The 13,183-nt window shown below is 64.2% G+C and carries 9 protein-coding genes, 1 tRNA gene and 1 pseudogene; 4 read left to right on the top strand and 7 right to left on the bottom strand.

Annotation, left to right across the window (positions count from 1 at the left end; all coding sequences use genetic code 11):
- Positions 1 to 152 precede the first annotated feature (152 nt).
- Positions 153 to 1,046: an acyl-CoA thioesterase gene (locus ACWF5H_RS05270; protein WP_452035379.1), complete on the top strand. Its 894-nt coding sequence runs from the start codon at positions 153 to 155 to the stop codon at positions 1,044 to 1,046.
- A 60-nt stretch (positions 1,047 to 1,106) separates the two neighbouring features.
- Here ACWF5H_RS05270 and ACWF5H_RS05265 read toward each other — a convergent pair whose 3' ends face one another.
- The 5 genes and pseudogenes from ACWF5H_RS05265 to ACWF5H_RS05245 form a co-directional block, all read right to left on the bottom strand.
- Positions 1,107 to 2,462, bottom strand: a complete 1,356-nt coding sequence (locus tag ACWF5H_RS05265) for a polysialyltransferase family glycosyltransferase (protein ID WP_452035378.1) — start codon at positions 2,460 to 2,462, stop codon at positions 1,107 to 1,109.
- Positions 2,459 to 3,433 carry a glycosyltransferase family 2 protein gene (locus tag ACWF5H_RS05260; RefSeq protein ID WP_452035377.1) on the bottom strand — a complete coding sequence of 325 codons (975 nt, stop codon included), beginning with the start codon at positions 3,431 to 3,433 and terminating at the stop codon, positions 2,459 to 2,461. Before ACWF5H_RS05260 ends, ACWF5H_RS05265 begins: the two co-directional genes overlap by 4 nt.
- Positions 3,434 to 3,442: 9 nt before the next feature.
- Positions 3,443 to 4,344 (bottom strand): annotated as a pseudogene (locus tag ACWF5H_RS05255) (N-acetylneuraminate synthase family protein).
- A gap of 268 nt (positions 4,345 to 4,612) precedes the next feature.
- A complete protein-coding gene (ettA, locus tag ACWF5H_RS05250) occupies positions 4,613 to 6,295 on the bottom strand; it encodes an energy-dependent translational throttle protein EttA (protein ID WP_364650739.1) in 1,683 nt (560 codons plus the stop codon).
- Positions 6,296 to 6,387: 92 nt separating this feature from the next.
- On the bottom strand, positions 6,388 to 6,969 hold the full coding sequence (locus ACWF5H_RS05245; protein ID WP_452035376.1) for a single-stranded DNA-binding protein: 582 nt from the start codon (positions 6,967 to 6,969) through the stop codon (positions 6,388 to 6,390).
- A 221-nt stretch (positions 6,970 to 7,190) separates the two neighbouring features.
- Between ACWF5H_RS05245 and ACWF5H_RS05240 the strand changes: the two genes are divergently transcribed.
- Together ACWF5H_RS05240 and ACWF5H_RS05235 are read left to right on the top strand one after the other, a co-directional pair.
- Positions 7,191 to 8,237, top strand: coding sequence for a tyrosine-type recombinase/integrase (locus ACWF5H_RS05240; RefSeq protein ID WP_452035375.1), 1,047 nt, complete (start codon positions 7,191 to 7,193; stop codon positions 8,235 to 8,237).
- A 57-nt stretch (positions 8,238 to 8,294) separates the two neighbouring features.
- A tRNA-Arg gene (locus tag ACWF5H_RS05235) sits at positions 8,295 to 8,367 on the top strand.
- A 521-nt stretch (positions 8,368 to 8,888) separates the two neighbouring features.
- Here ACWF5H_RS05235 and ACWF5H_RS05230 read toward each other — a convergent pair.
- Entirely contained in the window at positions 8,889 to 9,821 is a 933-nt protein-coding gene (locus ACWF5H_RS05230; protein WP_452035373.1) for a GT-D fold domain-containing glycosyltransferase, read from the bottom strand.
- A gap of 598 nt (positions 9,822 to 10,419) precedes the next feature.
- On the opposite strand from ACWF5H_RS05230, the gene ACWF5H_RS05225 reads away from it, so the two are divergent.
- Complete coding sequence (locus ACWF5H_RS05225) at positions 10,420 to 11,280, top strand: hypothetical protein (protein ID WP_452035372.1); 861 nt, start codon at positions 10,420 to 10,422, stop codon at positions 11,278 to 11,280.
- Between the two features lie 91 nt (positions 11,281 to 11,371).
- On the opposite strand, the gene ACWF5H_RS05220 is transcribed toward ACWF5H_RS05225, so the two are convergent.
- Positions 11,372 to 13,009 (bottom strand): CotH kinase family protein, encoded by a 1,638-nt coding sequence (locus tag ACWF5H_RS05220; RefSeq protein ID WP_452035370.1) that lies wholly within the window; start codon positions 13,007 to 13,009, stop codon positions 11,372 to 11,374.
- Positions 13,010 to 13,183: the final 174 nt, after the last annotated feature.

Here is a 13,183-nt window from a genome sequence, read left to right as displayed (position 1 = left end):
GCCATCTTCTCAAAGCGCGGCAGCCACCACGAACCAGCCCGGACCGGAAGGGCCGCTCGCGGACGTTGCCGCCGCGCCGGAGTTGAGTGGTTGGCGGGCGCGAACTACTGTCGGAGATGTTCGTACCCGCGGGTAACCGGCAAGGAGAGCACATGACCGCCATTGAGGAACACGCCGATCCGACGGCAGTGTTGCTGGAGCTGCTGGACCTCTCCGACGCCGACGGCGCCAACACGGATGAGGAAATCTTCGTCGGCGTCTCCGAAAAGCAGCCGCGCGGACGGGTCTTCGGCGGCCAGGTGCTGGCCCAGTCGGTGATCGCGGCCCAGCGGACGGTCGAACCCGACCGGCCGATCCACTCCATGCACGGGTACTTCCTGCGCGCCGGCGACGCGGACCTGCCGATCACGTTCGGCGTCGAACGGCTGCGTGACGGACGGTCCTTCTCTGCCCGCCGCACCCATGCCTACCAAAACGGCGTGCCGATCCTGTCGATGATCGCCTCGTTCCAGACGCCCGCCGACGGACTGGAACATCAGGAGACCTTCCCGGACGGCATCCCGGACCCGGACACCCTGCCGAGCACCGCCGATCTGCTGGGCAAGGTGGACCACCCGGTGGCGCAGCACATGGCCTACCACCGGCCGTTCGACGTCCGCCACGTCCAGGACGCCCTCTACATCCAGGCCAAGGGCGAACGCCAGGCGGTCAATGCCGTCTGGATGAAGACCAAGGGTCCGCTGCCCGACGACCAGGGCCTGCACCGCGCCGCGCTGGCCTTCGGCAGCGACTACACGCTGCTGGAACCCATCCTCCGCCAGCACGGCGTCAGCTGGGTGACTCCCGGCATGAGCGTGGCCAGCCTGGACCACGCCATGTGGTGGCACCGGCCGGTGCGCGTGGACGACTGGCTGCTCTATGTCCAGTCCTCCCCCAGCGCCTCAGGCGCCCGCGGCCTCGCCGTCGGCAAAATCTTCAACCGCGACGGCGAACTGGTCGCCACCGTCGCCCAGGAAGGCATGATCCGGATCCCTGAGGGTCCGTAGACGTCCAGGCCCTGGCACTGTCCGGATCCGGGCGCCGGACCGGGATCGACCGTTCGCGCGCTAGGCTCCTCGCCGTTCGGACTGGCTGCGCAGGGGACGCAGCCAGCGTTTTACCGCTCCACGCCCGGACACCCGCAGGCTCCTGAGCGAAGGAGATTCCTTGGGATACTCGCTGACCGGAAGGTCCAGCTTCGCCAGCCGAAGCCGCTTGAAATACCGAAGGCTGTCGCTGCCCGTTCCCTCAAGGAACTCGATTGTCGATGCCCGGGCGGACGCCAAGGTGCGAGGCTGCATGCAGTAAGAAACAGCCTCGACGAGCGCCTGCAAGCTCTGCTCGATGGGTTGAATCCTGGGCTCGTCTCCCGGCGGTTCCAGTCCCCTGACCACGATGGCATCCACAATCGTGACAGGAATCCGGTTGCTGTTTTGGTAGGGAGTGAGGCGTTCGAGCAGCATCTCCGTCCCAACTGCCATCGTCTCGATACCGTAGACAAATTTTGCCGTGATCAACGCCGTCGAAAAGCAACTCACGACCAAGTCCGGCCGGATCTTCTCCATCACCACCTCTGCCAGCACCGGGCTCTCCAGCACGGAGATCGCGATCCCCAGTCGCTTGGCTGTCTGCTGCATGTGCTTGGTCGCCGCCGGCCCGGCACTGGGATGCGGCTTGAAGATGCAGTGGCGGATACCGCGGCTGGCAGCCTGCATCAGCATTTTGCGGTGCAGGAGATCTTCCTCTTCAACAGTCAGGATTCCCAAGTCCGCCAGGTACTGTCCGAGGATCAGTGCCGTACTGCCTGGCGAGACCCCAAACTCCTCCGGAATGCTGTTCACGGCCGCCACGTCCTCTATGACAGCCTTCAAGCGCGGCCGCTCTACCGCAACCATCGCCGGTTGATGTTCTGCAAGTAGCTGAGGATGCAGTCCGGGAACCAGGTCCACGTAGATGATTCCGTCGAGTCGCTGGGCGACGCTCAGTGAAGTCGCATTGCGCGTCGGCCCATAGCTCATCAGCCCGTCGGAATGCACCCAAACGGTGGCGTCGCCAAATATCCGGCATAACGCGATGGCGGGGTCCACTTGAATCGATTCCACCACCAGTTGAAGAGGGCCGGAGCCTAATTCCCAGTGCGATCTCAGCAAAGTCTCCCAGAGGGCCAACTCTTCCTCGCGCGGCTTGAATTGGCCCGGTCTGCGGGGCCACAGCAACGCGCCGAGGTCGACGATGCGGTCGAACCTCGTTGCAATGCGTTCGAAGCCAGGGGTGTCCTGGATTCGGGCGCTGAGTTCAGGTTGATGTGCCGATCCCGCAAGGACCAGTATCCGTTCGTCGGCCGGGGGCAGGCTCCCATCGTCGATCATGGCGGCCAGGGAGATGCACTGATACAGCGTCGAGGCTGCGATCAACTGTTTCAAAGAACGCTCCGCTCCATGAGGTTGGTCAGGATCTTGCGTCTTTCAACATCAAGCGTTTGCAGGCCTTCCTCGCGGACCTTGGCAGGAATACGACGCATCGTGGCTTCAATGCCCAAAGTGAGGTCCTCGCGGATCCACGGCTCCATCCCGGGCGCCCGCTTGAGATGGTGACAGGCAATCGCGAAAAACTGGCGCACCGCCTTCGGCCAGAATCTGGCGGCCTCTGCGTTGTCACCGACTATTCCAAAGATGTCCAGGAATGCGGTCAAGAAGTCGAGTTGCCGTTCGTCGTAGATCTGCGTGAGGGAACTGGAGACTCCACGGCGATACAGGATTCCGGGGGCATTTACCACGGCATAGGACCGGGCGCCCAGATGCAGCCGCCAGATCCATGCGCGGTCTTCGGCGGTGTGCTGGCCCTCGGGAAAATGAAGTAGCCCCGACGCCGCGAGTGCGCTGCTGAAGATGCCTGCCCACGAGTACGGGTAGTCCACCATGGTCGCTGCCGTCTCTGGCATGATGCTCTCGCGCGGGTCGAGGCGGACGCCTCGTCGAGCCTGGGGGGCCCGCTGCAGCGAACGATTGCCGTTGGCGTGGCGGATGTGGTCCACCCGGAGGAAGTCCACGTCGAGAGCGGCAATGTCGGCGGTGATTTTCGCCAGGTGCCCCGGGGCGTACCAGTCATCCGGATCGAAGAAAGTGATGAAACGGCCGGTGGCATGGTCGAGGCCGCGGTTGCGGGCCGAAGCCACCCCCAGGGGGATGTCGTTGCGGTGGATCTGCAGGCCGGGGAGCCGGCCGGTAAAGGCGGCGGCCAGCTCCCCGGTCCCGTCGGTGGAACCGTCATCGATGACGATGATTTCCATCACCGAGGGATCATCGAACTGGCGGGTCAGGCTGGTCATCGCGTCGCGGATGAAAGGTGCCTGGTCTTTCGCCGGAATGATGACGCTCAGTAATGGCTGGTTCATGGCGGGTGCTTAGCCGTCCACCCGGCGCAGCCGGGACAGCGGTGCCAGCTCGCCCGGGAAGACACGCTTGACGCCGTCGCCCATGGCATCTTCGAGGATCCGGATGTCACGGATCAGCGCCTCGAAGCCCTTCGGCTCCAGCGAGGACGCCTGGTCCGAGCCCCACATGGTCCTATCCAGCGTGATGTGCCGCTCCACCGTGACCGCGCCCAAAGCGACCGCGGCGAGCGAGATCTGCAGGCCCCGCTCGTGCCCGGAGTAACCCACCGGCACCTGGTAGCGCTCCTGCAGCGTGCTGATCATCCGCAGGTTCGCCTCTTCCGGCGGCAGCGGGTAGGTGGAGGTCGCGTGCATCAGGATCAGCTTCTCCGTGCCCAGCGTCTCCACGGCCTTATCGATCTGCTCGATCGTGGACATCCCGGTGGAGAGGATCACCGGCTTGCCGGTCTCGCGCAGCGCGGCCAGCAGCTCCAGGTCGGTGACCGAAGCGGAGGCGACCTTGTGGGTCAGCGCGCCGGCCTCTTCCATGAACGCGACCGAGGGAACATCCCACGGCGAGGCGAAGCAGTGCAGCCCGCGGTCGGCGGCGTGCGAGATCAGCTTCTGGTAGATCGGCATATCGAACTCCACCCGGTACCGGTAATCCAGGTAAGTCATCTCGCCCCACGGGGTGGAGCGCATCTTGTCCCGCATACCCGCCGGGGTGGAAATCTCCGGCGTGCGCTTCTGGAACTTCACCGCATTCGCACCGGCCTCGGCCGCGACGTCGATCAACTGCTTGGCGATCTCGATGTCGCCGTTGTGTTGATCCCGATCTCGCCGATCACGTAGACCGGCTGCCCGGCACCGACCTGCACGTCACCGATAGCGACGGGAGCCGGCGCACCGGCGGGAACAGTATTGGAAGGCAAAGCGTGCGTGGTCAATGTAGCTCTTTCTGTACCGCTGACTCGATGACCAGACCACGCTATGGTCAAACGGTAAAGCAACAGGGCCGGCCGGGTTGCCGCCCGGTGTACGGCAGGCGACGATCGGACAAAGCGGCTTTCGGCACCGGCGCCGAGGTGCTAAAGGCCCGGTACGGGAACGATGTCCCCGTACCGGGCCTCAAAACGGAGCGGGCGGCCCCCGGAACGGGAGCCGCCCACACGCAGTCCGGAAAGACCGCGGACCTACGTATCAGTCGCGGGTCAGGCGTCGGTGTGTCACGCGGTGCGGCTTGGCCGCATCCGGTCCCAGCCGTTCCACCTTGTTCTGCTCGTAGGAATCGAAGTTGCCCTCGAACCAGTACCAGTTCGCCGGTTCTTCCTCGGTGCCCTCGTACGCCAGGATGTGGGTGGCCACCCGGTCCAGGAACCAGCGGTCGTGCGAGACCACCACGGCGCAGCCGGGGAATTCCAGCAGCGCGTTTTCCAGGCTGGACAGGGTTTCGACGTCCAGGTCGTTGGTCGGTTCGTCAAGCAGCAGCAGATTGCCGCCCTGCTTCAGGGTCATGGCCAGGTTCAGCCGGTTGCGTTCACCGCCGGAGAGCACACCGGCCTTCTTCTGCTGGTCCGGGCCCTTGAAGCCGAAGGCGGAGACGTAGGCGCGGGACGGCATTTCGACCTGGCCCACCTGGATGTGGTCCAGCCCGTCGGAGACGACCTCCCACAGGGTCTTGTTCGGGTCGATGCCGCCGCGGGACTGGTCCACGTAGGAAATCTTCACCGAATCGCCGATCTTCAGCTCGCCGCCGTCGAGCGGTTCGAGGCCGACGATGGTCTTGAACAGCGTGGTCTTGCCGACGCCGTTGGGGCCGATCACGCCGACAATGCCGTTGCGCGGCAGCGAGAAGGACAGCCCGTTGATCAGCTCGCGGTCGCCGTACCCCTTGCGCAGGTCGCTCGCCTCGATGACCAGCTGGCCCAGCCGCGGTCCCGGCGGAATCTGGATTTCTTCGAAGTCCAGCTTCCGGGTGCGCTCGGCCTCGGCGGCCATTTCCTCGTAGCGCGCCAGACGGGCCTTGGACTTGGTCTGCCGGCCCTTGGCGTTGGAACGGACCCAGTCCAGTTCCTCGGACAGGCGCTTGGCCAGCTTTTGGTCTTTCTTGCCCTGGACTTCCAGCCGGGCCCGCTTCTTCTCCAGGTACGTGGAGTAGTTGCCCTCGTACGGGTACAGGTGGCCGCGGTCCACTTCGGCGATCCATTCGGCCACGTGGTCCAGGAAGTACCGGTCGTGGGTCACGGCCAGGACTGCTCCGGCGTACGACTTCAGGTGCTGTTCCAGCCACAGCACGCTTTCGGCGTCCAGATGGTTGGTGGGCTCGTCGAGCAGCAGCAGGTCCGGCTTCTGCAGCAGCAGCTTGCACAGCGCCACCCGGCGCCGCTCGCCGCCGGAGAGCACGGTCACATCGGCGTCGCCCGGCGGGCAGCGCAGCGCATCCATGGCCTGCTCCAGCTGCGAGTCGATGTCCCATGCATCGGCGGCGTCGATGGCCTCCTGCAGCTTGCCCATCTCCTCCAGCAGCGCATCGTAGTCGGCGTCCGGGCTGGCCATCTCTTCGGAGATCTCGTTGAAGCGCTGGATCTTCCCGTAAATCTCGCCGACGCCCTCCTGGACGTTACCCAGGACCGTCTTTTCCTCGTTCAGAGGCGGCTCCTGCAGCAGGATGCCCACGGTGTAGCCGGGGCTGAGCCTGGCCTCGCCGTTGGACGGGGTGTCCAGGCCGGCCATGATCTTCAGGATCGTGGACTTGCCCGCACCGTTGGGGCCGACGACGCCGATCTTGGCGCCGGGGAAGAACGACATGCTCACGTCGTCCAGAATGACTTTGTCGCCAACGGCCTTGCGAGCCTTGGTCATCGTGTAAATGAATTCCGCCATGCCCCCAAGGCTAGTCGCTGCACCCCGCGATCACACATTCAGGACAACTGCCATCCGGTGGCGGCCGGGTGCCGCCGCCCGCCACCGGACGCTCAGCTGGCCAGCGGCAAGTCCGCCCCGCTTTCCCTGGCCTCGCCGGCGGGCTCGTCGTCATCCGGCGGGACCATGACCGGTTGGCCCGTTTCAAACGTGTCGCCGCCCGTCTCAGGATGAGCGTCCGCCGGCTGCGGATCCGCCAAGGCCATCGAGCGGTAGTCCGCACCCGAGCGCTGCCCGTCCTGGCCGTCCGGCAGGGCGGCGCTCACCGGCGCCGCGGTCCAGTTCTTGATGAACTCCGCGGTGCCCCGGCGCAGGTCGTGCCCGATCGAATCGGCGTCGATCTCCGGAGACGTGCCGCGGCGGCCGTCCTGCAGTTCCCACTGGCGCAGTTTCAGCTTGCCTGTCACCACCACCGGGTCGCCCTTGGACAAGCTCCGCCACAGGTTTTCGGCCAAGCCGCGGAAGGCCTGGACCGTGTACCAGTTGGTCATGCCCTTGACCCACTCGCCGGTGTCCCGGTTCAGCCAGTCCCCCGACGACGCCAGCCTGAACTCGGCCACCGCGTCACCCTTCTTGGTCCGCTTCCGCTGCACCTCCGTGCCGAGCACGCCGCGGACCGTGATGTAGTCGCTCATCTCCTGCCTCCGATCTTCTCGAAACCGGCGGTCCCGCCGGCAGCTGCCACTCTTCCGGCACCGGCCGCCCGGCGACAGCGCCGGCCGGCCCCCTGTGGACAGGATTCCGCAGCCGGGCGCATGTGTAGGAAGGACCCCGTGCGCGCATCCAGGCGCCGGGTTGTCCACAGGAGGGCCGCCTCCGGCTCCGCCGCGGCCGGCGGGCTCCTAGCCTTGGAGGCATGGACGCAGTCGAAGCCCGCGCGCACCGGCGGCGGGTGTACCGCGTGCCCGCCCGTGGCGGCGCCGCCGGGCCCGCACCGCCCCGGCGGGCAGGGACGGTGACCGTCGGCGAACTCTACGCCGATTGGATGCGCCTGCTGACCAGCCAGGGCCTCCGCGGTGGCCCGATCGCGGCAAGCACCGAGGCCAACTACCGGAAGAACTGGCATCGGCACATCGAGCCGCGCTGGGCGTCGATCCCTGTGGACTGTGTGCACTGGCGCGACGTCGGAGAGTGGATCGCAGGCCTTCGGGCCGGCAGCCGCGGCCAGTCCGGCAGCAATACCCGGCGGCGGGTGGCGCTGATGTTCATCCGGCTGATGCGCCACACCGTCTACCTGGAACTGCTGCCGGCCAACCCCGCCACCGATGCCACCGGCCGGGCCGGCTATGTGCCGCGGGCACCCGTGCAGAAGCACCGCGTGTACCTGTCCATGCCGCAGCTTCAAGCCCTGGCCGAGCAGTGCGCGCCCTGGACGGACCTGGTCATGCTGGCCGGCACCACCGGCCTGCGCTGGGGCGAGATCACGGCGCTAAGTGCCGCGGATTTCCGCCGCGCACCGGAAGGCTGGCTGCTGGCGGTGCGGCGCTCCTGGAAGGAGGGGGACGCCGGCACGCCGTCGCCGAACACCAAGAACGGCGGTACGCGCACCGTCCCGGTGCCGGACAAGGTCGCCGCCATGGTGCTCGCCGCCCGGCCCTCCGACGGGCTGCTGTTCCGCTCCCGCAGCCGCGGCGGCGGTCCCCCTGCCCGGCTGCACCACTCCAACTTCGCCGCCCGGGTGCTGCGTCCGGCCGCCGCCCGGGCCGGGCTCAGCCCGGCCCCCACCTTCCACGATCTGCGCCACACGGCGGTGAGCCTGATTCTGCATGCCACCAAGGACATCAAGCTGGCCCGGCGGATCGCCGGCCACTCCTCTGCGCAGCTGACCCTGGACACCTACGCCGAACTGTTCGAACAGACCCTTTTCACCGCCTCGCGGGCGCTCGACGGCTTGATAGAGTAAATGGTGGATTTGCCCCGAACCGCGCGCCGGCGCTGGCGGCTCGGGCCGAAGCCGCCAGCCTCGGTAGCTCAGCGGATAGAGCAGGAGCCTTCTAATCTCTTGGTCGCAGGTTCGATTCCTGTCCGGGGCACAACAATATAGAACTTTTACAGGCAATGGGCCGGTTGGAGCCGCTTACGTTCAAGTCCTGGGCCAATCCACTCGCCTACCACCGGTTTCGGCGGTCATCTGCCGGTCCCATTATCTCGGCCGAGCACACAAGTCCCTACGGCGGTGCTTCAAGACTGCAAATCAACCGAGTCCTCGGTATCAAATCTCCTCCTAAAGAAACCAGCGTCTTGCCTGTATGCCAGAGGAAGACGCACACTTGCATGAGACTTGGGGAAGCACACGAACCCCCAGCGCTGCCACAGAACTCCTCAACCTGACCCTCCCCTGACATCTTCGATGATCCGAGCGTTGTCCGGCGTCTCATGCACTCTTTGAACGTGGAGCCGGCTCACGATCCGCTCTCTGGGGCAACCCAACTGGGCGGACACCGATGCGCGGGCGAAGCGCCACCGCCTCGGCGCTACATCGACTAGCAGGAGCCAACCCTTTTTGGCGTGGAGAGATGCTTGCCGCGCAATGACAGCGAGGCGTACAGGATGATTACCGGCGAATTGCTGGAACGTGCTCAGGGAGCTCTGCACCCATCAGAACGTTCTCGTAACTGGAGGACAGGTGACCGATGTCGAGGGCCTGAATGCCCCTCGCGGCGAGCATGTCAGCAGCGACGGTAGCGGCGGGTCCGAGGGATAACAGGACGAGATCCATTCCGGAATCGGTGATATCGCCAATGAGACGGTCGAGATCGAAAAACGCGTCGGTCGGCGTCGAATCGATGAACTTGACCTGTTCCAGATTGTCGAACAGAGCAGGGACTAGGTCGAACCGCGAGCCTTTCCCCGTTACGACGGTTGCACGGCGCCCCTCCCACACGGATCTCCACGCGTCGACAGCGTCCTGTCCGTGATGCTGAAAGAACATTGGTCGGGTTATGTGGGAGTTCAAGAAGCGGTCGTGGCCTTCAACGAGCGGGCGCACAAAGTGCCACGTTTCAGCAAAAACGATCGACCAATGAATACCCAAGAAGACCTGCGGCATCCCGATCAACGTGTTCGGCGAGGGATCGGTGAGGACGCCACGAAGGGCTGCCATGAGCTCCGGGGTGTTCCTCTGGAACTTCAGCTTGTGCTCAAGCCGGTACATGAGCCGGAACTCCCCGTCACCGAACCGGGCAAGGCTCTTACGCCCATCTCGCAACGCGGCAACGCTTTCCATGAAGGTGAGCTGTCGAGCCTGAATGAGCTCGGAAATTTCCTGTCGGATTGGGGCCATGACCACGCCCCGTATGTTCTCGGCGGCTGCGCGGGTCCGCTTCGATTCCGCAGCGATGAACGCCAACGATTCCGACAACTGCTTGTTCTGGCTTGCCAACAAAGCGTTTTGCTGCCGAATTAACTTTGTCTGTTCCCGCATCACGGCCAGCTTCGCAGCCGAATCGCCAGTCACCAAACGCCGCAAGCGAGCACGAGAAGACATGCATTTCCCCCAATATCCGGGCAATAAGACAAAGTACCGAGTCTACCATTCCGCACCATTCCTGCAGGCCGCCAACAGGGCGGCGGGCACTGCTGATCGTGACAGAGTCGGACCGGCGATCGCGCCCAGACTGCCCCGTCGCCATAGTCACGCCCCGGTGCTATTCACCGGTAAGGCTCATTCGGAAGAGCCCCATTGCCTGCTGCCCTACGGACCCCGGCAGCAGCCTTCCTCAAGTTCCAGACCCTCACCATCGTCACCGTGGTCCGGGGCCGCGGATGGTTCCACCTTTGGCTGGCGCAGGCTGTCCTGGCGTTACCGTGTGAACGGGTTGTTAGTTCGGGGTCACACGCTGGTTCGAGCTTGGCGCACGGGCGCATAGCAGATGTCGGCGGAGGCCACTAAATGTCACCTCTCCACGTAACGGAGGCGACGACGACCGCTCACCGACGACGCAGGCCGTGGTCAGGGGGACGCCAAAACGACCTCCCATTGGGGTGAGCAACGTCTCAATTCGACTCTGCCGTACCGGGAACCGACTACACACCGGTATCGTTACCTATCCGTAATAATCCCCGAATTGAACTAGGTACGAAATATGGCTGACGACTCCGCTGCCGACGACAACAAGCCCAAACCCTTGCTCGGGCTAAGTGGCACCCAGACTATAGGCTCGGCGATGGCCGCGGTGACCTCCGCGCTGGTGGGTTCCTTTCTCGGCGTCGCCGGAACGCTGATCGGCGCCGCAATTGGTTCCATCGTCGCCACGGTGGGCGCTGCACTCTACGCCCGGACGCTGAGTTCCGCCGCCACTGTGGCCCTAAAGAAAATCCCGAAGGCCCGAGTGGGAGCCCTCCGGGAGGTCGAAGAGGTGGCGGCCAGCGCCCCGTCCGAGCCGATCCAACCGCCGGCCGAGCCGACCAGACGGAAGGATAAACCCGCCAGGAAGCCCGTCGCGCCGATGACGTGGGTCAAGGTTGGACTGGCCAGCGCGGCGGCTTTCGCCATCGCAATGATCGGCATAACCGCGGTCGAATTCGGCACCAGCCAGCCGATCTCCAGCCTGGTTTCGTCTGCCACAGGGATTGATCGAGCGTCAAGCGCCTATAAGACGACCCTTGGCTCCTTGGGCGGCAGCCAGGAGGCAGCGGAACAAACGGACAAACCGGCCAAACAAGACGAAAACCCCGCGAAATCCCAAGACGGTGCGACCGACGACGCTGCAACGACGGATGATCCCGCAGTGGACGGCAACAGCTCTACCGAAGGTGAAGAGCCGGGACTAAACGAATCGAACGGCACCGAACAGGGTTCGGCTCCTGCCCCGGAAACGGGCCAGACCGCCGAGCCTTCCCCGGAAGCGACGCAGGCCCCGGCACCGGAAGAGACTCAAGAACCCGGTACATCCGGGCAGGACGGCCTGTCCGATGGTGGCGGCGACGCCGGAACCGGCGAGTAGCAGGTCACTTCCTGCGGCTGGGCGCTGGTCGCCCGGCCGTGGGAACGTCGCAGACCAGGACGCCGCCCGGGAGTCAGGAGGCGACTGCAGGCTACCTGTACCGGCTGTTCATCCACTTGATCCGGCTCTTAGTCCAGCTGCGTAGGAAGCTGACTTCCTTCGCCCACGAGCCTTTGACGATCTGGTAGCTCAGGAGCTTCTCCTTGGCCTTCCACCGCTTGAAGTTTGCCGCCGCAGATTTCGAGATCATTTTGCTCTGGCTGGCTAGGTAAGAATCGCTCTTCTTCAGCCCGGCGTGAACCTGCGTCCAGCGCTTGCTGACGGCCTTCCTAAAGCCAGGATCGTCGTTCAGCCGGTTGAACCAGGTGTCCGCCGACTGCCGTGCGGGGATCTTCAGGGGATCGCGGAGATACCAAGTGTTCGTGCTTGCAGCTTTTCCAGCCCGACTCGAGTTACCGGCTGACATATCAAAGTCCCATAACGGCCCAAAATACAGTTTCCCGTTCACCTTCTTGTACATGTAGACGCTGGCCCACATGTTGCCGTCGACGGGTTTCATGAGTTCCATCGCGATGTAATAGTCGACGGCGGAGCGCTGGTCGATGTACTTTCGCCAGCCTTTGGTGGAGGACTTGAAGTTCTTTCCGAACAGCGCCTTGTCCGCGGCATCAAGATACCCGTCAATGTATTTGACCTGCGCCGGTGTGATGCCCTTTCCGGTGTTCTTCCCGGCTTCGTCATAATCGTTTTCAGGTTCCTTAATCCCGACAAAGCCGCGTCTACCGACCGTCACGTTGTAATCGGCACCCTTTCGAAAATCCCACTCAAGGACGTAACCGCCGGTCTTGTTGCTTGAGCTCGAGTCCAGTTCGGGCACGCTGACGCGGACCGCCTCGCCCGGCTTCTTCTTGGCCGGATCAGTGACTGCAATCCGCTCAATCAGCAGGTACGAACCGCGGTAGGAACCATTGACATAGAGGTCCACCGGCTTGGACTTGGGCGTCCAAGCCAGCTTCGTCATCTTCGAGCCGACGAAACCGGCGAGCGAGTTGCGCAGCAGCGACTTGTCATAGTGATTCGCCACCAGAGCCCATTTCTTGCTGGCGCCCATCCCGCACAGGTCGACCTTCTTGTCGAGCTTGACCGTGTACGACTTCTTGGCGAAATTCCATGATGAGTTGCCCCGGCCCTTGGCTACCGCCAACTGTGACGAGACGGCCGCGCAGCCAGTCCCTGCCTTAATGGCAAACTGGCCTTCGAAGTAGCGGCTGCGGGTATTGATCGATTTGCCCTCGTTGGTGTTGAGGGACACCGCGGGAATCCCGGTCTTCTTGAACGGGGTCTTGGCCACGTAAGTGATAGTGCCGGAGACCGTCTCGCTACTGCCAGTGCCGCTCACCGCACGGTACTGGTGCCTAACCTCCAGCGGATTAGAGATGCTGAAGTTCGCCTTGCCGCCGGCATCTTGGGTGCCGCTGGCAACCGTCTTCCACGTTGAGGAGGTCACTTCGGTGGTCATGGAGGTGACAATCGTTTTTGCTTGCAGTTTGACAGCCTGGCCCGTGACTGCCGGGCTGAACTGAGCGGTCGCCTTTGCGGCGGTTCCTGATCCGCCGTCGGTAATGGCCAGTGTTGCGGTAGCGGCGCTGGCCTGCGGCAGAGAGGGTGGTAACACCACCAAACCGAGCGACAGTGACACAATTACGGCAGCAGAAAATAGGCTTTTCATGATTCCCCCGAATCAGCGCGCGACCCCAAGATGCGATTGTGCCCGTACCCTACTCTTCCGGCTGCGACAGGACAACAGGCCGCGTTGACTCATAGAAAACCTCCGCGTAGCCGGATACGTTGCCTCATTTGAAAACCTCCGCGTAGCGGCGTGTTGGACGGTGGTGGCCGCTGG

The organism is Arthrobacter sp. NPDC055138, assembly GCF_053607305.1.
Note: the sequence above shows the minus strand (reverse complement) of the source record. Positions and strands in the feature narration are given on the sequence as shown.

What these genes read in the sequence shown, in the direction of transcription:
- ACWF5H_RS05270 (WP_452035379.1), top strand. Translation starts at nt 153, where the DNA reads ATGACCGCCATTGAGGAACACGCCGATCCGACGGCAGTGTTGCTGGAG.
- ACWF5H_RS05225 (WP_452035372.1), top strand. Translation starts at nt 10,420, where the DNA reads ATGGCTGACGACTCCGCTGCCGACGACAACAAGCCCAAACCCTTGCTC.
- ACWF5H_RS05230 (WP_452035373.1), bottom strand. Translation starts at nt 9,821, where the DNA reads ATGTCTTCTCGTGCTCGCTTGCGGCGTTTGGTGACTGGCGATTCGGCT.
- ACWF5H_RS05220 (WP_452035370.1), bottom strand. Translation starts at nt 13,009, where the DNA reads ATGAAAAGCCTATTTTCTGCTGCCGTAATTGTGTCACTGTCGCTCGGT.
- ettA (WP_364650739.1), bottom strand. Translation starts at nt 6,295, where the DNA reads ATGGCGGAATTCATTTACACGATGACCAAGGCTCGCAAGGCCGTTGGC.
- ACWF5H_RS05245 (WP_452035376.1), bottom strand. Translation starts at nt 6,969, where the DNA reads ATGAGCGACTACATCACGGTCCGCGGCGTGCTCGGCACGGAGGTGCAG.
- ACWF5H_RS05240 (WP_452035375.1), top strand. Translation starts at nt 7,191, where the DNA reads ATGGACGCAGTCGAAGCCCGCGCGCACCGGCGGCGGGTGTACCGCGTG.
- ACWF5H_RS05260 (WP_452035377.1), bottom strand. Translation starts at nt 3,433, where the DNA reads ATGAACCAGCCATTACTGAGCGTCATCATTCCGGCGAAAGACCAGGCA.